Raw genomic sequence first — 22,799 nt, 5'->3', positions numbered from 1 at the left:
AGGCGTTTGGAGTTTGTTATACAATTTTTAAAAATCGTTACATAATATTGAGTTCGTCTTATTTTTGTCTTAAAATTGGCATATATTTTTATTGATAGGATAGAATTCGAAGCTTCTGACTATCTTTGCGCACAAAATAGAATAAAAGTGAATTCAAAGCAGTACACCAAAGAGTTTTCGTATAATTTAAGACTAGCTTATCCCGTAATTTTGGGTATGGTCGGACATACTTTAATTGGTATTGTCGATAATATAATGGTTGGTAAAATTGGAAGCACAGAATTGGCGGCAGTTTCACTTGGTAACAGTATGATTTTTATTGCAATGTCTTTAGGAATCGGATTTTCTACAGCCATTACGCCAATCGTTGCCGAAGGTGATGCGGAGAAAAACGATACCAAAATTCGTTCTGCTTTTCATCATGGATTATTTCTATGTACGATTCTAGGACTGGTACTTTTTACGGTTATCATGTTTGCTAAACCAATTATGGAATTGTTAAAACAGCCAGAAGATGTTATTGTACTTGCAAAACCTTATTTAGGATGGGTAGCTTTTTCTTTGATTCCACTTGTAATGTATCAAGGGTATAAGCAATTTGCAGACGGAATGTCTTTGACAAAATATTCGATGTATGCCATGATAATGGCAAATGTGCTTCACGTAGGTATAAACTATGTTTTGATTTACGGAATCTGGATTTTTCCAAAAATGGGAATTATTGGCGCAGCATTAGGAACCGTAATTTCGAGAATATTTTTGGTAATGTTCATGCATATTATGCTTTCGCGAAGAGATGATTTAAAACGATTTTTTAAAGGTTTTAGTTTTAATGAAATCAAAAAAACTATGATCAAAAAAATTATAAGTATCGGATTTCCTTCTGCAATGCAGATGCTTTTTGAAGTGGTTTTGTTTACCGCTTCGATCTGGCTTTGCGGAAACATCGGAAAAACAAGTCAGGCAGCCAATCAGATTGCTTTGAGTTTGGCTTCGATGACTTTTATGTTTGCAATGGGATTAAGCGTAACCTCTATGGTGCGTGTAAGTAACCAAAGAGGATTGATGGATTATAAAAAGCTGATTGTTGTTGCTCGTTCTATCTTTTTGCTTGCTATAATCTTAGAGACTGTTTTTGCAATTTTCTTTATTATTTTCCACGATTATCTTCCATACATTTTCTTAAATATGGAAAATACAGGACAAATTTTAGATAACGAAGAAGTTATTGGCATTGCTTCAAAACTGCTTTTAATTGCAGCTGTTTTCCAGATTTCTGACGGAATTCAAGTTGTGGTTTTGGGCGCTTTACGCGGATTACAAGACGTAAAAGTTCCAATGTACATTACTTTTGTAGCCTATTGGGTTATTGGTTTTCCGATTTCCTATTATTTAGGAGAGCACACAGAACTGAAAGCGCAGGGAGTTTGGGTCGGACTTTTGGCAGGTTTGACTGCAGCGGCAATTTGCCTTTATATTCGTTTTCATTACTTGACAAAGAGATTAATTGCTAAATCAGATATAGAATAATTAAATTTGAAAAATATATTTCACTGATTTTGAAGATTAAAACAAGAGAAATCGGTAAAAAAAAAAATAATCAATTACTAAAAAAAATAGACAGACATGGAATTACCTAAATTTTTACTTGGAGATAACACAGATTTTCCAGACGATATTTTTATCATTCACTTAGATTATCCAAGATTTATAATCAATTTGAAAGATGATGAGGTAGAGTTTTTAGAAGAAGCTGAAGATCTTGACGAAGCAGAATTAAACGCCGAAATGGAAGATTTAATTGAAAAAGCAAATGAGTTTTATGACAGAGAAATAAACCGTTACGAAGAGTAATTTGTTTGTCTGATTTTACGTTCTTATAACTATCTTAATGAAAAACTTACGTTTCTTAAAACCGATTTTTAATTTCATCGCAATCGGATTATTGATTACAACTCTAAGTCGAGTTTTTTTATTTTTTCTTTTTAAAGAAAGAGTAGTTCAAACGCCAGATTTCTGGTATATTTTTCCGATCGGTCTTCGAATGGATTTGATATTACTTTGTTATTTGTCGTTTCTTCCTGCATTACTAATTACCTTTTTGCCGAATAAATGGCTAAAATTTACCAATAAGTTTCTGGTAGTATATAGTTTTCTGTTTCTGTTTTTAATTCTTTTTGTAGAATTAGCTTCGCCAGATTTTGTAAAACAATATGATACACGTCCTAATAAGATTTTCTTAGATTATCTTATTTATCCGAAGGAAGTAGTAGGAATGCTTTTAAAAAGTTATCTGACTTCTATAATCGTAACATTTCTAATTTTAGGAGTTGCGCTTTATTTTGCTTTCAAAAAAGGAAAACAATTATTCTATACTTCAAGTGCAGAATACAAATTCAAGTTAATGATATTTCCATTAGTAGCTTTTTTATTGTTTTTTGGAGCACGTTCTAGTTTAACTTCAAAGCGTCCTATTAATGCGAGTAATGCTGTTTTTTCTACCGATCAATTAACAAACGCTCTTGGATTAAATTCATTTTATACGGTTGCTTTTGCTGCCTATTCAATCAAAAATGAAGGAAATACAAAAATGTATGGAAAAATGGATGAAGCCGAAGCTATTGCTCGTGTAAAAAAATACATGATCGCAGGGCCGAAGGATTTTACCGATACTGAAATTCCGTTTTTGCATGTCCAGCAACCAGATTCTTTATTGAAGAAACCCTACAATTTAGTAATCTTTTTGCAGGAAAGTTTAGGCGCAGAGTACGTTGGAATTTTAGGCGGCAAACCATTAACGCCAGAATTTGATAAATTATCTAAAGAAGGAACATTATTTACTAATTTGTATTGCACAGGAACCAGAAGTGTTCGCGGAATTGAAGCAGTAGTTACTGGATTTTTGCCTTCACCATCTGAAAGTGTTGTAAGATTAGGAAATTCACAGCAAGGCTTTTTTACCTTAGCAGATGCTTTAAAACAAAAAGGGTACGACACCAGTTTCATTTACGGAGGAATGGCCAATTTTGATAATATGGCTTCATTTTTTAATGGAAATGGTTTCCAAGATATTGTCGACCAAACCGATTTTGAATCTGATGGAAATAAATATGCTTTTAAAGGAACTTGGGGATATTCTGATGAAGATTTGGTAACCAAAGCCAATCAGTATTTTAAATCAAAAGGAGACAAACCGTTCTTTTCCTTAATGTTCTCGACTTCCAATCACGAACCTTTTGAATATCCAGCAGGAAGAATTAAACCTTATGATAAAAAGCCTAACACGGTAAATAATGCCATGAAATATGCTGATTTCTCTATTGGAAAATTCTTTGAAATGGCAAAAAAAGAGGATTATTTTAAGAACACCATTTTCATCGTAATCGCAGATCATAATACGAGAACATATGGTAAAAATTTAGTTCCAATAAATAAATTCCATATTCCAGCATTTATTATGGGACCAGGAGTTCCAAAAGGTGCAGTTTATGACAGACTGGCAAGTCAAATTGATATTCCGCCAACATTGTTAGGGTATTTAGGAATGCCTTTCGAAACGCCAATGGTAGGACGTAACTTAACAAAATTAGATTCAAAAGTACAAGGAAGATCTATCATGCAGTTTAATGACATTAATGCATTTAGAGTTGAAAATCAAGTTGTGATCATGCAACCCAATTTGAAACCATTGCAATTTGAAATCAAAAATGATACAACTTTAATTCCAGTTAAATTAAACGAAGATTTAGCAAAAGATGCCTTAGCGCATGTTATTACAGCAGGGAATTTGTATAAGGAAAGTAAGTATAAGCTTAGAACTAAAAAATAACAATATTTATTTTTTGTAGTATTTTATTTACTTTTGTAAAAAAAATACTAATGATTGAAATTACTGTAAAAGGAATTAAAAAATTTATTGGACATAATGAGATAGCTTTAACATCGACACATCATAAATTAAGTCTTCCTGTGATTAAGAGGATGTATAAAAAGATGGTTAATGGAATTAAGTTCGATGATATTAAAATCTTTGAAAATTTAGTTATTGATGGGCATCATAGATACATAAGTTCATTATTGGCTGAAATTGAAATAGGTAAAATTAAAAGCTTAAAATCATCTGCTACAAAAGAGTATAAATGGAATGATATTGAGTTTGATGAAAACGATTGGGATACTGATTCAAAAATTCAATACTTGAATGAAAGGGATGCAGAGTATAACCAAATTGATATAGAAACTATAAATGATATTGTTTCTGAATAATTTTTGTAAATTTGCAATATGTTGATACTGTTAGATATAGATGGAGTTATGGTTCCTGCTAATTCTTGGAAAAAGCCAGAATTTTTAAATGATGGATTTCCAGTGTTTAGTTCGAGAGCAACACTTGCACTTCAGAAAATTATTTCTGAAACAAGTGCAGATATTTTATTGACTACATCACACAAATCAAAATATAGTATATCTGAATGGTTTAAAATCTTTGAAATACGAGGTATACACGTTAATAAGATTGAAAGATTATCTGAGAACAACTCTTATTTAAACCGTAAAGAAGAGATTTTATATTGGTTTAATTCTAGAGTTGATCATGATAGTTTTGTAATATTGGATGATGATAAATCTTTAAATGGTCTGCCACTTTCTTTAAAAGAAAATTTGGTTCTAACCAGCCCTTTAGTTGGCTTAACAGACGAATTAGCTTTAGAGGCTATCTTAATTTTGAGAAAAGAAGAGCTTTATGCCTCTTAAAATGAAGAACTATTTTCTAATTTTCTTCATGTACATATTTAACAAATTCTGAGCAGCTGCAAAAGATGAAATTTCATTGTTTTGCACTGCTTTTTTGTTTTTTTCCAATAATGAAATAATTTCAGGGCGGTTATAAAAATTCTGTTTCAATTGCTCATTAATGGTTTCCATCATCCAGAAATGGTTTTGTTCGTTTCTTTTGTCTTGGAAAAATCCTGATTCTTTTGTCAATTCTAAATAATTAGAAATCGTACTCCAAACTTCGGGAATTCCATCTTTTGTTAGCGAACTGCAAGTGGTGACTTTAGGTTGCCAATTTGATTTTTTTGGAGGAAATAAATGTAAAGCACGATTAAACTCTAATTTCGCCTGATTCGCTTTTTTTATATTGTCGCCGTCTGCTTTGTTGATTACAATTGCATCAGCCATTTCCATAATGCCTCGTTTGATGCCTTGAAGTTCATCGCCTGCACCAGAAATTTTTAAAAGTAAAAAGAAATCTACCATACCGTGAACGGCAGTTTCACTTTGGCCAACACCAACTGTTTCGATAATTATAGTATCAAAACCTGCGGCTTCACAAAGAATAATCGTTTCTCGGGTTTTTCGAGCCACTCCGCCTAAAGTTTCTCCAGAAGCACTTGGTCTGATAAAAGCATTTTCATCTTTAACCAATTCTTCCATTCTGGTTTTATCGCCCAAAATACTTCCGTGCGAAAGCGAACTGCTTGGATCAACAGCCAATACAGCTACTTTTTTTCCAAGTTGAGTCAGATGTTTTCCAAAAGCTTCAATAAAAGTACTTTTTCCAACACCAGGAACACCTGTAATTCCAATTCGAATTGATTTATTGGCATGAGCCAAACAGCCTTGAATGACTTCGCCAGCTTTTTCAAAATGATCTGGATTGGTGCTTTCAATTAAAGTAATAGCACGGCTTAAAGAAGTTCTATTTCCTTCTAAAACACCATTAATTAATTCTTGAGAAGAAGGTTGTTGTCTGCGTTTGTTTTTAATTTGATTGATAGCCGAAATATTGGTGATTTCGGGAGGTGAAATTCCAGCTTTTTCAGATATGCTACCAGTTTGTTTATTAGAATTTGACAAAACGCACTTTTTAGAAATGTAAAAGTACAGAAAACAAAAACAGTTTCAAAAAGTTAGTTTGCTACCAATTACACGAATTTCCGCTAATTTGTTATTCTCAAAAGGAGTAAAAAAAAGTTTGCCACGAATTCACGAATTTTCTTTTTAAAATCTTTATCTAATATTATTCAAATTAATTCGAAAAAATAATCTCAAAGATTTTAAAAAGAAAATTCGTGAATTCGTGGCAAAAAAACTTAGTATCTTTTTAATACCCAGCAGTAAACCTAACTTGATGATGTTTTGGAGTTTCTACTTCATCAGCAATTACAACCGCTAAATCTTCTACAGATAAGATACTTCTTTGTTCGTCATTGAAAACCGGATTTTCTAAACCTAAACGGTATTTTCCAGTTCTACCTGTTTTAGTTCCAGCATGCATTTCAAAAGCAGGACTAAAAAATGCCCAGTCTAAATCTTTTTCTTCTTTAATGATATTTAAATAATGTCTTGCAGCATTGGCACCTGGGAAAATCTCTTTTGGAAAATCTGGAGTATCAACCGCTTGTAAATCTGGAGCAACATATAAACTTCCTGCACCACCGATAGTGATAAAACGTTTAACACCCGATTTTTTAACTGCTTCCTGAATAGCTTTGGATCCAGCTAAAAAGTCATCGTAAATATTTGGGTTAGTCCATCCTGGATTATAAGCATTAACCACAACATCATGACCTTTTAAGATCTCTGCCAAAGAATCAACATTAAAGATATCTGCAGCAACCCAAGTAGCGTTTGCTGTGTCTTTTGGAGTTCTTGCAATAGCAGTGATTTCATGTTTTCTATCTGCTAATTCGTTTAAAATTGCTGAGCCAACAAATCCTGTAGCTCCGATAAGTGCGATTTTCATAATATATAAATTTATTTAGTAATAAAAAATGTTACAGTTTAGGTTAAAAAAATAGTTTTAAAATTGATTCGAAAAATCTTCCAATGAAATACCTTCCAGCTGTAAGCTAACTTTCTGATTCATTTCGCTGTATAAATTCTCCAAATGCTGATTGATGTTTTTTCCAACAGGACAATCAGGATTGGGTTGGTTTTTAGCAAAACCTAAACCAATAGTTTCAAAGGTCATTTCGAATATTTGTTTTAAAGTCAGTTCGGCAGCATTAACCGCCAATTTTGTACCGCCATTTTTTCCTTCTTTACTTTCTACAACATGATGCGCTTTTAGGTTGGCAATTTCTTTTCGAACCAAAACAGGATTTAAATTAATACTTCCCGCAATAAACTCCGATGATAAATAATCATTAGGGAATTTATGCAATAGAGTAAGAATGTGAATCGTTATGGCAAATTTACCTGAAATCATACTGTAATAAAATATGTTACAAATTTATATCTTTTTGTAACACAAAATACTAATTTAACTAAAAATTAATTCTTTACCTCAAATTTTAAATACTTATTTTTGTCTTGATCTTAATATATGAACAACTTCATTCTCATATTTCTGTTTCTTTCACTCGGATTGATTTTACAGCGAGTAAAACAATTCCCGACTCATATTTACAAAACGCTCAATAAAATTGTTATTTATTTCTGTCTTCCGGCGATTACTTTATACCATATTCCGAAGATAAAATGGAGTAGCGAATTACTGTTTCCGATAGGAGCAGGGTGGATCACTTATATTCTAGCTTTTATTTTTTTTCATTTTTTGGGAAGAAGAAATGGCTGGTCGAATAAACTGATTGGATGTTTGATTTTGACGGCAGGATTAAGCAACAGCTCATTCCTCGGATATCCAATTATTGAAGCTTTATTTGGTAAGAAAGGCCTAGAAACGGCAGTTTTGGTAGATCAGCCCGGAACTTTTGTTGTGGTTTCAACACTTGGTGTTTTTACAGCCGCTTTTTATTCTAAAGGAAGCCCAGATGCCTTAGGGATTTTCAAAAAGATTATTTTGTTTCCTCCTTTCATAATGTTTGTTGTCGCTTGTTTAATGAATATTTTTCAAGTTGATTTAAATGAAAATCTTCAATCAGCATTATTAAAAATTGGAAGTTTGGTAACGCCTTTAGCTTTGCTTTCGGTTGGTTTGCAATTAACTTTTGATAGAAAAAGCCAGCATTGGAAATTTTTACGATTGGGGCTTTTCTTTAAACTGCTTTTAATTCCTTTTGTGATTTTTGTGCTGTATGTATTTATTTTTAACCAGCATTCTGAAGTTATAAAAATCACCATAATGGAAACTGCAATGGCGCCAATGATAACAGGCGCAATCTTAGCCTCAACATACGGATTAAAACCAAAATTAAGCAGTATGATGATTGGTTTCGGAATCCCGATTTCTTTTGTAACGCTTGCTTTTTGGTACTTCATTCTAAGTTTTATTTAAGAGTAAAATACTAATTATATCGATAAAGTAGAATTTTAACTTTTTTTTACCTTTTGAATGTTTTCTAAATGCATTTTTTAGTTAATTTTAGATGAACTAAAAAAATATAAATTATGTCAACATTAAGATTAGGCGATATAGCTCCAGATTTTCAGGCAGAAACCACACAAGGACCAATTAATTTTCACGAATGGTTAGGAGATTCTTGGGGTGTTTTATTTTCTCATCCAGCAGATTTTACTCCTGTTTGTACTACTGAATTAGGAACTGTAGCGAACTATGTTCCAGAATTTCAAAAAAGAAATACTAAGGTTATTGCTTTGAGTGTAGACGGTTTAGACTCGCATAAAGAGTGGATTAAAGATATTAACGAAACTCAAAATACAGAAGTAAATTTCCCAATCATTGCAGATGAGGATAAAAAAGTAGCAAATCTATATGATATGCTTCATCCAAATGCAAGTGATAAATTTACGGTTCGTTCTGTTTTTGTTATCGGTCCAGATAAAAAAATCAAATTGACTTTAACATATCCAGCTTCTACAGGTAGAAATTTTGATGAATTACTTCGTGTAATTGACAGTTTGCAATTGACAGCAAATTACAGCGTTGCAACACCAGCAAACTGGAAAGATGGAGAAGATGTGGTAATTGCACCTGCAATTCCAGATAGCGACATTCCAGCAAAATTCCCGAAAGGACACACGCCTATCAAACCTTATTTGCGTTTGACACCGCAGCCGAATAAATAATATTCTGAGTTTCTAAGTTTCTGAGATGCTGAGATTCTAAGATTTTTCAAAATAATAAATAAATATTAAAGCGCTAAGATTTCATTATGAAATCTTAGCGCTTTATTTTTTACGAAAGTTTAAAAAGAGGCAAAATAAAAACTTAAAATCTCAGCATCTCAGAAACTTAGGGACTTACTTCGCTGCCAACAAAGCATTCATTCTTTTCTTGTCTCCTACAACCCATAGAATATCGTTTTTCTCTAGGAGCAAACTAGATTCAGGATTTAAGATACGATTTCCGTTTCGTTCAATTCCTACAACCATTCCATCTGTTTTGGCTCTGAATTGTCCGATGCTTTTTTGAATAAATTCGTCTTGAGAAACTTCAAGCTGACGTAAAACAATATCAGTTTCTTCTACTTTTGCAGGCGGTTCTGTTTCGTTTTGAGTTAAGAATTTTGTGAATTCTGTAATTTGAGCATCAGTTCCGATTACGCAAATTTCGTCGCCTGGAAACAAACGTTCGGTTTTGGTAGGAATCGGAATTGTGACTTCTCCTCGTTTAATGTAAGCGATATTAATTCCTAATTGCTCGCGAATTTTAAGTTCTTGTAAAGTTTGTCCAACCAGATTAGATTCCTTTTTAATTTCGAAGAAAGACATGTGTCCGTCCCATGGCATTAAATTAGCATATCTTCTGTCGATCTTTTTGTTTTCACGATCGTTAAGATTCTTTAAAAAGTGACTTTCAATTCTGTGGTATTGCTCGTTTAATTTTTTAGGAAAAAGTTGATAAGCTCCAATTGCAATAATCAGCGCGACGAAAGCAACCAAAGGAGAGAAGAAAATATTCAATAAAAACCCGACAAAGAATAAACCAAGGCTCATTCTAATCAAAATAAGCATTAAAAGTGCGCCACGATATTTACGTTCTTCCCAAAGAGCTTCAACTTCATCTACTTTTACACGACGAAGCGAAAGTGCCCATAAAAATGGTGCAATTACAACCAAAGTGAGTAAAGCGGCTAAAGTATTTCCGAATCGGGTATCGGCTACTAAAGGCGCTACAAATTTGGATGACAATAATATGATAGCAGTAATAATGATCGTATGAAGAACAATTTGTGTAATCGAAGAACGAAGTACAATCTGCCAGGTGCTGACAGATTTAATCGCTTGCGCATTTACACTATAGCGGTTAATATTTTTAACCCATCTTTTAGGCATTTTTGCTTCTAAAAAGAAAGCAAAACGCTCTGAATATTTAATTAAGAAAGGAGTAGTAAATGTTGTAATTGCAGATACTGCCACGATAATAGGATATAAGAAATCGCTGGTCACTTTTAAAGTCATTCCAAGCGTTGCAATAATAAAAGAGAACTCTCCAATTTGAGCCAAACTCATCCCAGTCTGAACAGATTGTTTTAAAGGCTGGCCAGAAATTAAAGCTCCGATAGAAGAACTGAATGCTTTTCCGAAGATGGTCAATAAAGTGATTATAGCCACAGGAAGCGCATAATTTACTAAAGTAATTGGGTTGATTAACATTCCTACCGATACAAAGAAAACAGCACCAAAGAAATCTTTTACGGGCTGAATTAAATGTTCGATTTTTTCTGCCATTGTAGTTTCAGCAATAATAGATCCCATAATGAAAGCGCCTAAGGCTGGAGAGAAACCAACATTTGAAGCAAAAATCACCATCATTAAACATAAGGCTAATGAGATTATCAAGAGCATTTCGTCTGTTAAGAGATGTTTTGCTTTTTTGAAAATAGTGGGAATAATAAAGATTCCTCCTAAAAACCAGATAATTAAAAAGAATACAAGTTTTAAAACAGATTGCAATAATGCAGTTCCAGAAACCTGATCGCTTACGGCAATAGTTGATAATAAAACAAGCATCAAGATGGCAACAATATCTTCTACAATTAAAGCTCCGAAAACAATCCCAACGAATTTTTTTCCTTTAACCCCCAATTCGTCAAAAGCTCTAATGATAATGGTTGTAGATGAAATAGAAAGTGTAGCTCCTAAGAAAATACTATCCATTTTTCCCCAGCCCATCCATTGTCCAACGCCATAACCAATTACGGTCATAAATAGAATCTGGGTTATGGCGGTGACAGACGAAGTCCCTCCAACCTTCATTAGTTTCTTAAAGCTGAATTCGAGTCCTAAACTGAAAAGTAAAAATATAACCCCGATTTCGGCCCAGACTTCAACACTCTTCATGTCGGTTATGGATGGGAAAAAATCAAAATGGTTTCCAGCCAAAAAACCTGCAATCAGGTAGCCTAAAACCAAAGGTTGTTTCAATCTTCTAAATAATAGAACGGCAATTGCGGCAGTCATTAGGATTAAACCTAAATCACTAATTAAAGGTTGTAAGTGGTGTGTAGTTTCAGCAGTGGCGCTTAGTGCAATCATAAGTGGCATTTTGGTTTTCAGTGAGCTTGATCCAGCTTTTTATTTAAAGTTTTTTGTTCAAATTCTGGCTTTCTGAACAAAAGACTTTTTTAATGCAATTCACTGAACTCCAACTAAAATAAAGTTAAGTGAAGTAATCTGGACTACCCCGGGTTAAATAAAAAAAGCTATCTCGATAAAGATAGCTTTTTTTGATAAAATATTTGGTATTTTTCTTAAATTCCTGTGTAGTTACTAGGTGTTATCGCTAATAATTCTGCTCTAACTGCATCTGAAACTTCCAAGGTTGCAATGAAATTATGAATCGCATTTTTGTCAATTGCTTCATTCGTTCTTGTTAAGCCTTTTAAAGCTTCATACGGGTTTGGATAAGCTTCACGACGTAAAATTGTCTGAATAGCTTCAGCCACAACTGCCCAGTTTCTTTCTAAATCTTCAGCAAATTTGTTTTCGTTTAAAAGTAATTTGTTTAAACCTTTCAAAGTTGCTTCAAAAGCAATAATTGTATGTCCGAAAGGAACACCAACATTACGCAAAACAGTGCTGTCAGTTAAGTCACGCTGTAATCTTGAAATAGGAAGTTTTGCAGCCAAGTGTTCAAAAATTGCATTTGCAATTCCTAAGTTTCCTTCAGAATTTTCAAAATCAATTGGGTTTACTTTATGAGGCATTGCAGATGAACCAATTTCTCCAGCTTTAATTTTTTGTTTAAAGTAATCCATTGAGACATAAGTCCAAATATCACGATCTAAATCGATGATGATCGTATTGATTCTTTTTAAAGCATCAAAGAAAGCAGCAAAATGATCGTAATGCTCAATTTGAGTGGTTGGGAAAGAATGCTTTAAACCAAGATCGGTTTCAACAAATTTATTTCCGAATTGTTTCCAGTCAATTTGCGGGTAAGCTACGTGATGCGCATTAAAGTTTCCTGTTGCTCCTCCAAATTTAGCTGCAAACGGAATGTTGAATAACAAACGCATTTGCTCTTCTAAACGCTCTACGAAAACCAAAATCTCTTTTCCTAAACGAGTAGGAGAGGCTGGTTGTCCGTGTGTACGCGCTAACATCGGAATGTCTTTCCATTCAACACTTAATTCTTTTAATTTTGCAATTACTGCAATTAAGGTTGGCATATAAACTTGCTCAAACGCTTCTTTTGTAGAAAGCGGAATAGCAGTATTGTTAATATCTTGAGATGTTAATCCGAAGTGAATGAACTCCTTGTATTGAGATAAACCTAATTTCTCAAAAGCATCTTTAATAAAGTATTCAACTGCTTTTACGTCGTGGTTGGTTACTTTTTCAGTTTCTTTAATCCAAAGCGCATCTTCTGTTGAGAAGTTTTTGTAGATATTTCTCAAGCTTTCAAATAAACTAGAATCAATACCTTGTAACTGAGGCAACGGAATTTGGCATAAAGCAATGAAGTATTCCACTTCAACCAAAACGCGGTATTTTATTAAAGCTTCTTCAGAGAAGAAAGGTGCTAAATTTTGAGTTTTATTTCTATATCTTCCATCAATTGGTGATATAGCATTCAATTCGTTTAGAGTAGTCATTGTTATGTTGTTTTTCGAAAGGTGCAAATATAAGCTATTGTTAAAACTTCTGAAAGCTATATTGATGCTTAAATTATGGTTTTGAAAATTTTATCCCAGATTGTAAAGTAAAAGCCGTAATTGTGAGATTCATTTTTATGATGATCATTATGAAATTTAGTAGTCGAAATCCACTTTGTGAAGTAATTGCTGTACCAAAAAGATGGAAATATGTCTTTTTTTAAATGCCCAAATATCCCATAAGAAAGATTTAGAATCAAATAAACAATGATACTCAGGTAATTAAACTGCAAAATAGTAATTAGAAACAGCCATATAAAACCGAAACCTAGAGTTTCTATTGGATGTAGAACATACAAACTATAAACATTGGTTTCTATGTGTGTATGATGCAGTTTATGAATAGGGTACATCCATTTTAAATGATGAACCAGAAAATGAAAAAGGAACATTAAAAGATCCATTAGCAGAATCAATAAAAGCGTATCAAAAATGATAAGTTTTAAGGATTCAGAAAAATCTACTTTCAGGATTCCGTAGCGATATAATTCAAAACCTATTAAAGTGATGAATGTGTTGCAAAGTAGAGTAGAAAACACCCATTTTCGATCTTTATTCTTTAAAAAGGTATTTTCGGGTTCGATTACTTTTCCAATTAAAACAGATAAACCTACTAACGCTGCATTTTCTATTAAAAAGAAAATAAAGAGCCAGAATATATTAAACTGAAATAACTGTTGTAACCAGCTTTCAAAAATCATGTTGTTTTTTCTAAGTTCAGTAATTTTTCTCTTAAATCGGCAACTCCTTCAGAAGCAAATTTGGCAATGGTTTCGACTTTGTTACGAAGATTCGGGATTGAAATTGGTTTCGGATCTATATAAAAAACGGGTGTTGTGCTTGGTGTATAAGCAATTAATCCAGCAGCTGGATAAACTTGCAATGAAGTTCCAATTACGGCAAAATAATCTGCGGTTTCTGTAATGTCAATAGCTTCTTCAAGTGCAGGAACTTCTTCGCCAAACCAAACAATATGTGGACGTAATTGATGCCCGTTTGTATCTAAATCTCCAGTTTGCAAATCTTCGGTCCAGTCTAAAATTAGATTTTTATTTTGTGTGCTACGTACTTTTAATAATTCGCCATGCAAGTGCAAAACATTTGAACTTCCTGCACGTTCATGAAGATCGTCAACATTTTGAGTAATAATTTGTACGTCAAAATCTTTTTCCAATTCAGCCAAAATGATATGTCCAAGATTCGGATTTACTTCTTTTAACTGCTGGCGTCTTTTGTTGTAAAAATCGAGAACCAATTCTTGGTTTTTATGCCAGCCTTCTGGAGTGGCAACTTCCATTACATCATGCCCTTCCCAAAGACCGTCGCTGTCGCGAAAAGTTTTAATTCCGCTTTCAGCACTTATTCCTGCTCCTGTTAAAACAACAAGTTTCTTTTTCATTTTTAGTTTAATTAAAAGATAAAAATAGTGATTTCTTTGTTCAAATGACTAGTAAGTACAAAGGATTAATAATGCTTTTTTATGGAAAATAAAGGGTATTTATACTCTTTGTCTCTCGTTCTGAATTATTTAGTTTTAATGTCACGTTTTATAAAAGTGATGCTAAAATGATTTTAATTCAATTTACGGGTTTATCTGGTTCGGGAAAAACGACATTGGCAGAAAATGTCAGACATCTTTTGCTTCAAAATAATTATGAAGCCGAAATTGTAGATGGTGATGTGTACCGACAAACGATTTGTAAAGATTTGGGATTTTCTAAAGAGGACCGTTGCGAAAATGTAAGACGTCTTTTTAATGTTGGGCGAAATCTAATTGAGGAAAAGAAAATAGTTCTCATGTCGGTTATTAATCCATATGAAAATCTTAGAAATGAATTAAGGTCTTTTGAATTTGTAAAAACAGTATTTCTGGATTGCGCCATTTCTAATTTGATCGAAAGAGATCCAAAAGGCTTGTACAAAAGAGCATTGTTGCCAGACAGTGATCAAAATAAAATTAAAAGTTTTACAGGAATAAGCGATGTTTTTGAAATTCCTAAAAAAGCCGATTTAGTATTAAAAACAGATTCTGAAGCCGTTTCAGTTTCTACCCATAAACTCTACCATTTTATACTTAGCAATTTAAATTTTTAAGGTTATGAATCCTTCTTCTTGTCAGCTTCCGATTTCTTTCTCGATAGAAAAACTGCAAAATGATTTATTGATTTGCGAAACCAATTTATGGACACCACATTTTAATACCAATCGGTATGAAGGAAATTGGACAAGTGTTTCTTTACGATCGCAATCGGGTTTAGAGAATGATATTTTTTCTTTTCCAGACAAAGAGTATAAAAATACGCCTTTGCTTGACAGTTGCTCTTATTTTAAAGAAATAATGGATTGGTTTGAATGCGAAAAAGAAGCTGTAAGATTATTAAGACTTGGGCCTAATAGCGAAATTAAAGAACATGTTGATAACGATACTTCCTATGAAGATGGATTTTTTAGAATTCATGTTCCAATTATTACAAACTCGGAAGTTTATTTTTATGTCAATCATCAGCAGGTTCCAATGAAAATGGGAGAATGCTGGTACGCCAATTTTCAGTTGCCACATAGCGTGCTGAACAAAAGCCCAGAACCTAGAATTCACTTAACTTTGGATTGCATTAGAAATGAATGGTCCGATGAATTATTTTCTAAAATGGGTTTTGATCTGAATTATGTGCCGAAATATGAATGTTCAGATGAAGTGAAAAGACAGGTTATTGCTGAGCTTTCTAGAAATCCATCGGAGACAAATGCCAAAATTATTGCCGAACTTCAATCACAAATGAAATAAAAAAATGGAAAATGTAAAAGATTTTATTTCAAATTGGATTCCGATTAAATTGATCGAAAAAGATAATGAGGTTTATTTCGAATGGATTTATTTTGCTGATATACCATTTGCAGAACCTTTTTTTGAAGAAACCATTGTAAAATGCCAAAGCCATGACTACAATTCAAAATCATTTAAATTAATAAGTACAGCAGAGAATATTATTGACTGGTCTAAAGAACTCGATTTTGTAGAATTAAAAGGATTGGTTTTTCATGTGTCAAGATGCGGATCTACTATGTTGAGTCAGTCTCTTGCCACTTCATCTGAAAACATAATGGTTTCTGAAGCTCCTATTATCGATCAGATTTTAAGAAGTAATGCTTTTGATTCCGCAATCAAAACCACTTTGCTGAAATCGGTTTTGAGATTTTTGGGACAAAAAAGATTTTCCGAACAAAAACACTTGATTATAAAACTAGATGCTTGGAGTATTTTTAAAGCTTCTTATTTAAGATCTGTTTTTCCTGAAATTCCGTTTGCATTATTGTACCGAAATCCAGCAGAAGTTTTAAGATCGCACCAAAAAATGGCAGGCATGCATATGGTTCCAAATTTAATTCCTTCAAGTGTTTTCGGAATCACTTCTAAAGAAATTGAAGAAGTAAGTTTTCAGCAATATCAAGTTTTGGTTTTAGAAAAATATTTTCAAAGTTTTCTAGATTTTTACGAAAGAGACCAAAATATAATAATGCTTAATTACAATGACGGGATGAAGAATGTAATAGAGCGATTCATAGCTTTTGTTAATATTGATTTTTCTGAAAGCGAATTAAATGTCATGCTGGAGCGTCTTAAAAAACATTCTAAAAATGAACAAGCAGTTTTTACTGGAGATTCATATAAAGACGATATTTTGTCTGTGAATTTAGCTCAGCTCCATGCTTTGCACGAAAAACTTAATGTCAATTTTATTGCAGATTTGACAGGCTGAAAAAATCTGTTTAAACCTTCTTTCTCATTTATTTATTATTTTTGCGCCAAACATAAATAAAATGATTGATTTAGATTACCTCGCATTCTTAGAAAATATATTGACAGAAAACAGAAAAGCTAATTTTTTAAAAGTACTAGAAAATAGAACAAAGCATTTTACAGTTGCAGTAGAAGATGTTTATCAAATGCATAATACAAGCGCAGTAATGCGAAGCTGTGAAGTTTTTGGAATTCAGGAATTAAATGTAATTGAACAGCGTTTTGGAAAAAGAATCGACAAAGAAATTGCTTTGGGTGCGCAAAAATGGGTTGACATCAATCGATTTGATTCGGTTTCAGGATGCCTTTCCGATTTAAAAAGTAAAGGATACCAAATTATTGCGACTACTCCACATGAGAAAGATTGTATGTTGGAAGATTTCGATATTACAAAACCAAGTGCTTTATTCTTCGGGACAGAAAAAGAAGGGTTGTCACAAGAAATTATGAATAACGCCGATGGTTTCTTAAAAATACCAATGGTTGGTTTTACAGAAAGTTTAAATATTTCTGTGTCGGCTGCCATTATCATTCAGAGTTTAACTAACAGACTTCGCAGATCTGATGTTAATTGGAAATTGAGTGAGGAAGAAATTTTAGTGAAACGTTTGCTTTGGGCTAAAAATTCTATAAAAGATATAAAACGAATTGAAGAACGTTATTATCAGGATAACCCTAGGGATTAGTGTTCAGTGTTCGGTATTTAGTGTTCAGTCTCAGTCTTGGTCTCAGTGTTCAGGGCTACGAGAGTGAGTTGGGGAATTAGTATTCAGTCTCAGTTTAGGACGAGGTCGTGAATTGGAAATAAAGATAATTTTCTAAAAAATAAAAGACCGATAGTTTAAACTATCGGTCTTTTTTATGGATTTAAAATTCAGCAGGTAAACTGTAACAGGATACTGCGACTGAATACTTAAAAATTTATTAGTTAATTAAAACCCAAGTTCCAGCAGCTATTAAAGCTTCTGCTTTTTTGTACTTCATTGTTTCTGTTTTACCAGTAGCAATTTCTTGAACAACAACAGTATCATTTCTGTTGATTTTTGGCATATCTCTAACAATAGTTTCAGTAACCTGACGCTGTTGAGTTTCTCCAGCTTCACGGTTTAAGCTTTCGCTATTTGGAATTTCGTCTTTACTTAATTGTAAATTTTCTTTTGGACGAGCTACTTCTCTTGCTTCGTGAATTTCAGGAGCGTTTTGAGCTGGTAAATCACCTTTGAATAAGAATGAAATAACTTCTTTATTAACGTTGTCCAACATTCCTCTAAACAAGTTGAAAGCTTCTAATTTGTAAATTAGCAATGGATCTTTTTGTTCGTGAACAGCCAATTGAACAGATTGTTTCAATTCGTCCATTTTACGCAAGTGTTTTTTCCAAGCTTCGTCAACAATAGAAAGTGTAATGTTCTTTTCGAAATCAGCAATTAATTGAGCGCCTTGGCTTTCATAAGCTTTTTTCAAGTCAGTCACTACATTCAAAGTTTTGATTCCGTCTGTAAATGGAACTACAATTCTTTCGAAATGGTTATTTGGCTCTTCGTAAACTCCTTTGATAATTGGGAAAGCTTCTCTTGCGCTTCTTTCTGTTTTTTCAGTATAGAAAGCTAAAGCTTCTTTATATACTTTTCCTGTAACTTCGATATCATTTAATTTCGTGAAATCTGCTTCAGAAATTGGAGAAGTGATTCCGAAATAACGAATTAAATCAAACTCAAATCCTTTAAAATCATTTGTTACTTTACTGTTGCTTACGATTAATTCGCAAGTATCATAAAGCATATTCGCGATATCCAGTTTCAAACGCTCTCCGAACAATGCGTGACGACGACGTTTGTAAACTACTTCACGTTGAGAGTTCATTACGTCATCATATTCTAATAAACGTTTACGAACACCAAAGTTGTTTTCTTCTACTTTTTTCTGCGCACGTTCGATAGATTTAGTCATCATAGAATGCTGAATAACTTCACCTTCTTTCAATCCCATTCTGTCCATTACTTTCGCAACTCTTTCAGAACCAAATAAACGCATTAAGTTATCTTCAAGAGAAACATAGAATTGAGAACTTCCTGGATCTCCTTGACGACCAGAACGACCACGTAACTGTCTGTCTACACGACGAGAATCATGACGCTCTGTACCAACGATTGCTAAACCTCCTGCAGCTTTTACTTCTGGAGATAATTTAATATCGGTACCACGACCAGCCATGTTTGTTGCAATAGTTACAACTCCAGCTTTACCCGCTTCTTCAACGATTTGTGCCTCTTGCTTGTGCATTTTAGCGTTCAATACGTTGTGTGTGATTCCTCTCATTTTAAGCATACGGCTTAATAATTCTGAAATCTCTACAGAAGTTGTTCCAATCAAAACTGGTCTTCCAGCTTGAGATAGTTCCGTAACATCTTCGATTACAGCGTTGAATTTCTCACGTGTTGTTTTGTAGATGTAATCTTCCTTGTCAATTCTTGCAATTCCGCGGTTTGTTGGAATTTCAACAACATCCAATTTATAAATCTGCCATAACTCACCTGCTTCTGTAACCGCTGTACCAGTCATACCTGCCAGTTTGTTGTACATTCTGAAATAATTCTGTAATGTAACAGTTGCAAAAGTTTGAGTTGCAGCTTCGATTTTTACGTTTTCTTTTGCTTCGATCGCTTGGTGAAGACCGTCTGAGTAACGACGCCCGTCCATGATACGACCTGTTTGCTCATCGACAATCATAATTTTGTTGTCCATGATAACGTACTCTACATCTTTTTCGAATAAAGCATAAGCTTTTAAAAGCTGAGTAAGAGTGTGAATACGCTCGCTTTTTACTCCAAAATCTTGGAATAATCTTTCTTTAGCTTCAGCTTCAGCGTCTTTATCTAATTTTTGTTTTTCAATTGCAGCGATTTCTGTTCCAATGTCTGGTAAAACGAAGAAATCTGCATCAGTATCTCCAGAAAGGTATTTAATACCATTGTCTGTTAATTCTACTTGATTGTTTTTCTCTTCAATCACAAAATACAAAGCTTCGTCTACTTTGTGCATTTCGCGATTGTTATCTTGCATGTATTGATTTTCAGTTTTTTGAAGCAATTGTTTAATTCCTTCTTCACTTAAAAATTTAATTAACGCTTTGTTTTTAGGTAAACTTCTGTAAGCTCTTAATAATTGGAAACCTCCATCTTTAGTATTACCTTCTTTAATTAATTTTTTAGCTTCAGCTAAGAAACCATTCGCTAACTGACGTTGTTGTGCAACTAAGTTTTCGATTTTTGGTTTCAATTCGTTGAATTCGTGACGATCTCCTTGCGGAACTGGTCCAGAAATAATAAGAGGTGTTCTGGCGTCATCAATTAATACAGAGTCAACCTCGTCGACAATTGCAAAATTGTGTTTTCTCTGCACTAAATCGCTTGGAGAGTGCGCCATGTTATCTCTTAAGTAATCAAAACCGAACTCATTGTTAGTTCCGTAAGTGATATCAGCATCGTAAGCTTTTTTTCTTTGCTCTGTACTTGGCTGGTGATTATCGATACAATCAACAGATAAACCGTGGAATTCGAATAAAGGAGCTTTCCAAGTGCTATCACGTTTTGCCAAGTAGTCATTCACTGTTACTAAGTGAACTCCATTTCCAGTCAAAGCATTTAAATAAAGTGGAAGAGTAGCAACCAAAGTTTTACCTTCTCCCGTTTGCATTTCAGCAACTTTACCTTCGTGTAATACCATACCACCAATTAACTGAACATCGTAGTGAATCATGTCCCAAGTGATGTCTTTTCCAGCAGCATTCCATTTGTTTGCCCAGATCGCTTTTTCGCCATCAATAGTAATGTATGATTTTGTTGCTGAGAATTCGCGGTCTTTTGGAGTTGCAGTAACTTCAATATGAGAGTTTTCTTTAAAACGACGAGCCGTTTCTTTTACTACAGAAAACGCTTCTGGAAGAATTTCCAATAAAGTTTTTTCAGAGATTTCATAAGCCTCTTTTTCAAGAGCATCTATTGCATCATAAATGTCTTCTCTTTTATCGATGTCTTCGATGTTTTCTACTTCTGCTTTAAGCGAAGCAATTTTAGCATCTTTATCGGCTCTAGCTTCTTTTATTCTGTCTTTAAAATAAACGGTTCTTCCTCTTAACTCGTCGTTTGATAGACTCATTAAAGGAGCTTCGAATGTTTTAATTTTGTTTAAGTAAGGTTGTAAAGCTTTGACATCTTTCTGCGACTTGTCGCCGACAAAGACTTTAATAATACTGTTTATGAAACTCATGATTTATTGTATTTCTTTATTATATATATGTATTTGAACCAAAAAAAAAGTCTCTATGATGAGAGACTTTTTCCTTTGGTTTATTTTTTAATATTCATCCTCATTCCAAAGATAATCTTCGTCTGTTGGATAATCAGGCCAAATTTCTTCCATTGATTCATATATCTCACCTTCGTCTTCGATTGATTGAAGGTTTTCTACTACTTCTAATGGAGCACCTGCTCTGATAGCGTAGTCTATAAGTTCATCTTTGTTAGCAGGCCATGGCGCATCACTTAAATAAGATGCTAATTCTAATGTCCAATACATCTGTTATCTGTTTAGTTTGTGCAAAAATAAATTTTTTACTGAAAAAGACAAGTAAATTTTGATTTATTTTAATAAAATTTAAGAACGTCGATTATTAAATTCCAATTTTTAAATTCCAAACTTCAAAAAAGAAGTTTAAAAACCAATATTTAAATTCCAAATCCCAATGTTGGAAGGCTTTTTTTGTTTTTTATAAATTCAAAAGAATTTAAATTTTTCTCTTGGAATTTGGGATTTCAAAAATTTGGAATTTTCAGAAAATTCATTTTCTGGGTATCCATTTCACTTCCTCCGCTTTTAAGTCAAACGACAACTTCCGTGCCAAGACAAAAAGGTAGTCAGAAAGTCGGTTTAAGTACATAATTGCTATTTCAGGAACGGGTTCATTATGACTTAAATGTACTGCTAAACGTTCTGCGCGACGACAAATACAGCGCGCTATATGACAATGTGACACGGTAGGATGGCCGCCTGGTAAAACAAAATGAGTCATTGGCGGAAGGCTTTCATCCATTTTATCTATTTCGTTTTCCAGTAATTCGATATCTGAGTCAATTATGCCAAGATTTTCTAAGCGAAGTTTTCCGTTTTTTAAAACTTCTTTTTCTTGTGGAGTTGCCAAAATGGCACCAACGGTAAAAAGACGGTCTTGAATCTCTATTAAAATAGTTTTATAATGCGAATCCATTTCTTGGTCACGAATCAATCCGATATAGGAATTCAATTCGTCAACAGTTCCATAACTGTCAATTCTAATATGGTCTTTGGGTACACGCGTTCCTCCAAAAAGAGCTGTTGTACCTTTATCGCCTGTTTTGGTATATACTTTCATTTTTTAAGATGCTAAGGTTCCAAGGTGCTGAGATGCTAAGTTTTTAGTTTTCTTTGAAACCGAGTTCATCATGCAGTTGAGTTAATTTTTTTTGAGCTTGATTGTTGAAGTTTCCACTTACTCCCTCAACAAAATTAGCAGTTGATTGAAGCTGGTAACAGCTTAGACAAACCTGAGTTTGACAAATTACTGTATTATTTTTGAAATATATAAATGCAAGTCTTGGCTCATAACAGCTTGCTATATTTGGATTTTTATATGTTTTTTTGTTTCCAATAATCGAATTTAATCTTAAAATCTGATTTTGATTAAGTTTTTTCGTTTGACTAATTGTATTTATATATTTTCCTTTTTCATTAATAGGATTAAAGAAATGTTCACCAGAAAAACCAATATAATTTATTCCGATCACAGAGTCACATTTTATATTTTTAGAATAGGATAGAGTAGGGTCTATTTTTAAATTGATCGTTTTATCGTTTAGCCAAAATATTTTTGTTCTTGGTGTTTTTGGAGGTAATTCAGAATATTGATTTTCTTTTTTTGACACTTTTTTACA

At 33.3% G+C, this 22,799-nt stretch carries 22 protein-coding genes; 11 read left to right on the top strand and 11 right to left on the bottom strand.

The window, feature by feature from the left end; translation table 11 throughout:
• Positions 1–147 precede the first annotated feature (147 nt).
• From ACFO3N_RS08960 to ACFO3N_RS08940, 5 genes are all read left to right on the top strand, one after another.
• Positions 148–1,530 carry an MATE family efflux transporter gene (locus ACFO3N_RS08960; RefSeq protein ID WP_379797009.1) on the top strand — a complete coding sequence of 461 codons (1,383 nt, stop codon included), beginning with the start codon at positions 148–150 and terminating at the stop codon, positions 1,528–1,530.
• 96 nt (positions 1,531–1,626) lie between these two features.
• Entirely contained in the window at positions 1,627–1,854 is a 228-nt protein-coding gene (locus ACFO3N_RS08955) for a hypothetical protein (RefSeq protein WP_095931090.1), read from the top strand.
• A 37-nt stretch (positions 1,855–1,891) separates the two neighbouring features.
• Positions 1,892–3,829 (top strand): LTA synthase family protein, encoded by a 1,938-nt coding sequence (locus ACFO3N_RS08950; RefSeq protein ID WP_379797007.1) that lies wholly within the window; start codon positions 1,892–1,894, stop codon positions 3,827–3,829.
• Positions 3,830–3,879: 50 nt separating this feature from the next.
• Entirely contained in the window at positions 3,880–4,266 is a 387-nt protein-coding gene (locus ACFO3N_RS08945; protein WP_379797005.1) for a hypothetical protein, read from the top strand.
• A gap of 18 nt (positions 4,267–4,284) precedes the next feature.
• Positions 4,285–4,755 carry an HAD domain-containing protein gene (locus ACFO3N_RS08940; protein WP_379797003.1) on the top strand — a complete coding sequence of 157 codons (471 nt, stop codon included), beginning with the start codon at positions 4,285–4,287 and terminating at the stop codon, positions 4,753–4,755.
• A gap of 9 nt (positions 4,756–4,764) precedes the next feature.
• Here ACFO3N_RS08940 and meaB read toward each other — a convergent pair whose 3' ends face one another.
• The 3 genes from meaB to ACFO3N_RS08925 form a co-directional block, all read right to left on the bottom strand.
• The gene (meaB, locus tag ACFO3N_RS08935) at positions 4,765–5,862 is read right to left on the bottom strand and encodes a methylmalonyl Co-A mutase-associated GTPase MeaB (protein ID WP_379797001.1); all 1,098 of its coding nucleotides are present in this window, start codon (positions 5,860–5,862) and stop codon (positions 4,765–4,767) included.
• A 247-nt stretch (positions 5,863–6,109) separates the two neighbouring features.
• Positions 6,110–6,751: an NAD(P)-dependent oxidoreductase gene (locus ACFO3N_RS08930; RefSeq protein WP_379796999.1), complete on the bottom strand. Its 642-nt coding sequence runs from the start codon at positions 6,749–6,751 to the stop codon at positions 6,110–6,112.
• A 57-nt stretch (positions 6,752–6,808) separates the two neighbouring features.
• Complete coding sequence (locus ACFO3N_RS08925) at positions 6,809–7,216, bottom strand: RrF2 family transcriptional regulator (protein WP_095931086.1); 408 nt, start codon at positions 7,214–7,216, stop codon at positions 6,809–6,811.
• A 117-nt stretch (positions 7,217–7,333) separates the two neighbouring features.
• Here ACFO3N_RS08925 and ACFO3N_RS08920 point away from each other — a divergent pair, with 117 nt between their 5' ends.
• Together ACFO3N_RS08920 and ACFO3N_RS08915 are read left to right on the top strand one after the other, a co-directional pair.
• Entirely contained in the window at positions 7,334–8,245 is a 912-nt protein-coding gene (locus ACFO3N_RS08920; RefSeq protein WP_379796996.1) for an AEC family transporter, read from the top strand.
• A gap of 113 nt (positions 8,246–8,358) precedes the next feature.
• Complete coding sequence (locus tag ACFO3N_RS08915; RefSeq protein WP_248727929.1) at positions 8,359–8,997, top strand: peroxiredoxin; 639 nt, start codon at positions 8,359–8,361, stop codon at positions 8,995–8,997.
• Between the two features lie 174 nt (positions 8,998–9,171).
• Here ACFO3N_RS08915 and ACFO3N_RS08910 read toward each other — a convergent pair whose 3' ends face one another.
• The 4 genes from ACFO3N_RS08910 to ACFO3N_RS08895 form a co-directional block, all read right to left on the bottom strand.
• Entirely contained in the window at positions 9,172–11,409 is a 2,238-nt protein-coding gene (locus ACFO3N_RS08910) for a cation:proton antiporter domain-containing protein (protein ID WP_379796994.1), read from the bottom strand.
• A gap of 215 nt (positions 11,410–11,624) precedes the next feature.
• A complete protein-coding gene (purB, locus tag ACFO3N_RS08905) occupies positions 11,625–12,971 on the bottom strand; it encodes an adenylosuccinate lyase (protein WP_379796990.1) in 1,347 nt (448 codons plus the stop codon).
• Positions 12,972–13,039: 68 nt separating this feature from the next.
• Positions 13,040–13,732 (bottom strand): sterol desaturase family protein, encoded by a 693-nt coding sequence (locus ACFO3N_RS08900; RefSeq protein WP_379796987.1) that lies wholly within the window; start codon positions 13,730–13,732, stop codon positions 13,040–13,042.
• Positions 13,729–14,430, bottom strand: coding sequence for an SIR2 family NAD-dependent protein deacylase (locus ACFO3N_RS08895; protein ID WP_379796985.1), 702 nt, complete (start codon positions 14,428–14,430; stop codon positions 13,729–13,731). The genes ACFO3N_RS08900 and ACFO3N_RS08895 overlap by 4 nt, the downstream gene beginning before the upstream one ends.
• A 167-nt stretch (positions 14,431–14,597) precedes the next feature.
• Here ACFO3N_RS08895 and cysC point away from each other — a divergent pair, with 167 nt between their 5' ends.
• The 4 genes from cysC (at position 14,598) to ACFO3N_RS08875 (ending at position 17,516) form a co-directional block, all read left to right on the top strand.
• On the top strand, positions 14,598–15,125 hold the full coding sequence (gene cysC, locus ACFO3N_RS08890) for an adenylyl-sulfate kinase (protein ID WP_379796983.1): 528 nt from the start codon (positions 14,598–14,600) through the stop codon (positions 15,123–15,125).
• 4 nt (positions 15,126–15,129) lie between these two features.
• Entirely contained in the window at positions 15,130–15,816 is a 687-nt protein-coding gene (locus ACFO3N_RS08885; RefSeq protein ID WP_379796981.1) for an aspartyl/asparaginyl beta-hydroxylase domain-containing protein, read from the top strand.
• A 4-nt stretch (positions 15,817–15,820) separates the two neighbouring features.
• Positions 15,821–16,789 carry a sulfotransferase family protein gene (locus tag ACFO3N_RS08880; RefSeq protein WP_379796978.1) on the top strand — a complete coding sequence of 323 codons (969 nt, stop codon included), beginning with the start codon at positions 15,821–15,823 and terminating at the stop codon, positions 16,787–16,789.
• A gap of 61 nt (positions 16,790–16,850) precedes the next feature.
• Positions 16,851–17,516, top strand: coding sequence for a TrmH family RNA methyltransferase (locus ACFO3N_RS08875; RefSeq protein WP_379796976.1), 666 nt, complete (start codon positions 16,851–16,853; stop codon positions 17,514–17,516).
• 238 nt (positions 17,517–17,754) lie between these two features.
• Here ACFO3N_RS08875 and secA read toward each other — a convergent pair whose 3' ends face one another.
• The 4 genes from secA to ACFO3N_RS08855 form a co-directional block, all read right to left on the bottom strand.
• Positions 17,755–21,099: a preprotein translocase subunit SecA gene (gene secA, locus ACFO3N_RS08870; RefSeq protein WP_379796974.1), complete on the bottom strand. Its 3,345-nt coding sequence runs from the start codon at positions 21,097–21,099 to the stop codon at positions 17,755–17,757.
• Between the two features lie 87 nt (positions 21,100–21,186).
• Positions 21,187–21,408 carry a DUF2795 domain-containing protein gene (locus ACFO3N_RS08865; RefSeq protein WP_007138072.1) on the bottom strand — a complete coding sequence of 74 codons (222 nt, stop codon included), beginning with the start codon at positions 21,406–21,408 and terminating at the stop codon, positions 21,187–21,189.
• A gap of 262 nt (positions 21,409–21,670) precedes the next feature.
• Positions 21,671–22,240: a cob(I)yrinic acid a,c-diamide adenosyltransferase gene (locus ACFO3N_RS08860; protein ID WP_379796972.1), complete on the bottom strand. Its 570-nt coding sequence runs from the start codon at positions 22,238–22,240 to the stop codon at positions 21,671–21,673.
• Between the two features lie 43 nt (positions 22,241–22,283).
• The gene (locus ACFO3N_RS08855; RefSeq protein WP_379796970.1) at positions 22,284–22,790 is read right to left on the bottom strand and encodes a hypothetical protein; all 507 of its coding nucleotides are present in this window, start codon (positions 22,788–22,790) and stop codon (positions 22,284–22,286) included.
• Positions 22,791–22,799 lie beyond the last annotated feature (9 nt).

Origin of the sequence: Flavobacterium chungangensis (assembly GCF_042654045.1) — a bacterium.
In the GTDB taxonomy this organism is placed as follows: Bacteria; Bacteroidota; Bacteroidia; order Flavobacteriales; family Flavobacteriaceae; genus Flavobacterium; species Flavobacterium chungangensis.
Note: the sequence above shows the minus strand (reverse complement) of the source record. Positions and strands in the feature narration are given on the sequence as shown.

Excerpts from the sequence above, each read along its gene's own strand:
- ACFO3N_RS08955 (WP_095931090.1), top strand. The coding sequence starts at position 1,627 with ATGGAATTACCTAAATTTTTACTTGGAGATAACACAGATTTTCCAGAC.
- ACFO3N_RS08950 (WP_379797007.1), top strand. The coding sequence starts at position 1,892 with ATGAAAAACTTACGTTTCTTAAAACCGATTTTTAATTTCATCGCAATC.
- ACFO3N_RS08945 (WP_379797005.1), top strand. The coding sequence starts at position 3,880 with ATGATTGAAATTACTGTAAAAGGAATTAAAAAATTTATTGGACATAAT.
- ACFO3N_RS08940 (WP_379797003.1), top strand. The coding sequence starts at position 4,285 with ATGTTGATACTGTTAGATATAGATGGAGTTATGGTTCCTGCTAATTCT.
- ACFO3N_RS08930 (WP_379796999.1), bottom strand. The coding sequence starts at position 6,751 with ATGAAAATCGCACTTATCGGAGCTACAGGATTTGTTGGCTCAGCAATT.
- ACFO3N_RS08925 (WP_095931086.1), bottom strand. The coding sequence starts at position 7,216 with ATGATTTCAGGTAAATTTGCCATAACGATTCACATTCTTACTCTATTG.
- ACFO3N_RS08920 (WP_379796996.1), top strand. The coding sequence starts at position 7,334 with ATGAACAACTTCATTCTCATATTTCTGTTTCTTTCACTCGGATTGATT.
- ACFO3N_RS08915 (WP_248727929.1), top strand. The coding sequence starts at position 8,359 with ATGTCAACATTAAGATTAGGCGATATAGCTCCAGATTTTCAGGCAGAA.
- ACFO3N_RS08910 (WP_379796994.1), bottom strand. The coding sequence starts at position 11,409 with ATGATTGCACTAAGCGCCACTGCTGAAACTACACACCACTTACAACCT.
- purB (WP_379796990.1), bottom strand. The coding sequence starts at position 12,971 with ATGACTACTCTAAACGAATTGAATGCTATATCACCAATTGATGGAAGA.
- ACFO3N_RS08900 (WP_379796987.1), bottom strand. The coding sequence starts at position 13,732 with ATGATTTTTGAAAGCTGGTTACAACAGTTATTTCAGTTTAATATATTC.
- ACFO3N_RS08895 (WP_379796985.1), bottom strand. The coding sequence starts at position 14,430 with ATGAAAAAGAAACTTGTTGTTTTAACAGGAGCAGGAATAAGTGCTGAA.
- cysC (WP_379796983.1), top strand. The coding sequence starts at position 14,598 with ATGATTTTAATTCAATTTACGGGTTTATCTGGTTCGGGAAAAACGACA.
- ACFO3N_RS08885 (WP_379796981.1), top strand. The coding sequence starts at position 15,130 with ATGAATCCTTCTTCTTGTCAGCTTCCGATTTCTTTCTCGATAGAAAAA.
- ACFO3N_RS08880 (WP_379796978.1), top strand. The coding sequence starts at position 15,821 with ATGGAAAATGTAAAAGATTTTATTTCAAATTGGATTCCGATTAAATTG.
- ACFO3N_RS08875 (WP_379796976.1), top strand. The coding sequence starts at position 16,851 with ATGATTGATTTAGATTACCTCGCATTCTTAGAAAATATATTGACAGAA.
- secA (WP_379796974.1), bottom strand. The coding sequence starts at position 21,099 with ATGAGTTTCATAAACAGTATTATTAAAGTCTTTGTCGGCGACAAGTCG.
- ACFO3N_RS08865 (WP_007138072.1), bottom strand. The coding sequence starts at position 21,408 with ATGTATTGGACATTAGAATTAGCATCTTATTTAAGTGATGCGCCATGG.
- ACFO3N_RS08860 (WP_379796972.1), bottom strand. The coding sequence starts at position 22,240 with ATGAAAGTATATACCAAAACAGGCGATAAAGGTACAACAGCTCTTTTT.